1 protein-coding gene and 1 pseudogene are annotated in these 1,459 nt (G+C 58.0%); both read right to left on the reverse strand.

The window, feature by feature from the left end; genetic code table 11:
- A pseudogene (locus tag L692_RS0120640) lies at positions 1–406 on the reverse strand (phage minor capsid protein); the annotation flags it as partial.
- A gap of 1 nt (position 407) precedes the next feature.
- Positions 408–1,459 (reverse strand): hypothetical protein (locus L692_RS33065; protein WP_036724782.1); only part of this gene is annotated, 1,052 nt, incomplete at its 5' end.

Below are 1,459 nucleotides of genomic sequence, written 5' to 3' on the forward strand. Positions count from 1 at the left end.
ACCGCTGGTTCGCAGCCTGCACGATGTCCCGGATGCGCCGCTTGGCGTCCGCGCTCATGTGCTCAGATGCTTCAAGGATGGAATAAAAGGCTTCATCCATGATCGCCTGCGCCGCCTGCTGGTGAATGATCGGTTCAAGCGAGTCGTTGATCAACTCCGCCGTTACCTTAGCCGCGGCCAGTTGCTCCACGACCGCCATGGCGCCAGCACGGTACTGCTCGCCAATCAGTTCAGCAATCCGTTGTCCGGACTCACCCGTCAACTCGGCGATGATTGCGTCGATCTGCTGCTCCAGCTCCCTTTGCCGGCGGGCGGTAAGGCTGCCTGACTCAAAATCTTGGATCAGGCGACGAAGCCGCTCGTCAGCAGCGATGTACAGCGCAATGATTTCATCCGGGGCCGCCATCCTACACCGTCACCCGTGGCGGTTGGTTGTATGTCGGGTTCAAACTGTCGACCGCCTTCTCGTCTGAAATCTTCTGGATCTCGGCGGAGATGGCATCCTCAGACCAGTCAGGATGCAGGCGTCTGACCGTGGTCTCCAGGGACTGCACGCCCTTGTCGTATTTGTCGGCCTCTTCGGTGTCGCGTTCGCTCTCCGCCTTCGGAAGCATGTCACCCCATTCAATGACGGGGTTCACCGGCTTGAGCCCGCCAGAGCCGAGCGCGTTTTCGAGCAGCATACACTTCCGGATGGCGTCTTTGATGGCGCCGTCGAATTTATCCTTAATTGCTTCGGCTTTTATTACTGACTGAATCCAGAGGTACAGCAGCGCGATGCCCGTGTCTCCTTTGGCATCCTCCAGCCCGGCCGCCTGGACGGATGTTTTGGACACGGCCAGCATGTACCGGATCAGTCGCTCGACGTGAGAAAAGGACTGTTCCGTTTTGGCATCCCAGGTGATGTACAGCGGCACAGCACCATTGTTCTCGTTGTAGCTGACCACTTCCAAGTCCGCATTCCGGACGAAGCGGGCACCGTAATTCGCCTGATTGGACTGCGCGACCGTATCCCATAGCCCGCGCGGGATCGCCAACTTCGGTTTCCCGTGCTTTTCAAACACGATGGAATCTCGTGTGATTGTCCAGTTGATCTCCTCTTGAATCGTGTCGATATTCCTTAGCGCTGACCGCCCGCGTGGATGCCGGAGCGTCTCGTCATTCGTCACATACCCGCAAAGAAGCTCGCCAATGCCCGGAAGCTCCGCATCATCAGGAATGTCGATCCCATGATCGGCAGCGTACTGCTGCGTATCGACCTGGTCGCCAACGTTGTCGCTGTCCATTTTGAACACAATCTGTTGGATCGTTAGGTCATCCCCGCTCAGCTCCTGACGCTCAACTCGCAGGAAGCGGCTCTTCCCGCCCCGTCCGTCGTCCCATTCTTCTACCCATGCCAGATCCGCACCACGGCCATTTTTATGGGGAAAGAACTGATCGCCCAGCAGCCACTCGAACC

Origin of the sequence: Paenibacillus forsythiae T98 (assembly GCF_000520735.1) — a bacterium.
In the GTDB taxonomy this organism is placed as follows: Bacteria; Bacillota; Bacilli; order Paenibacillales; family Paenibacillaceae; genus Paenibacillus_AQ; species Paenibacillus_AQ forsythiae.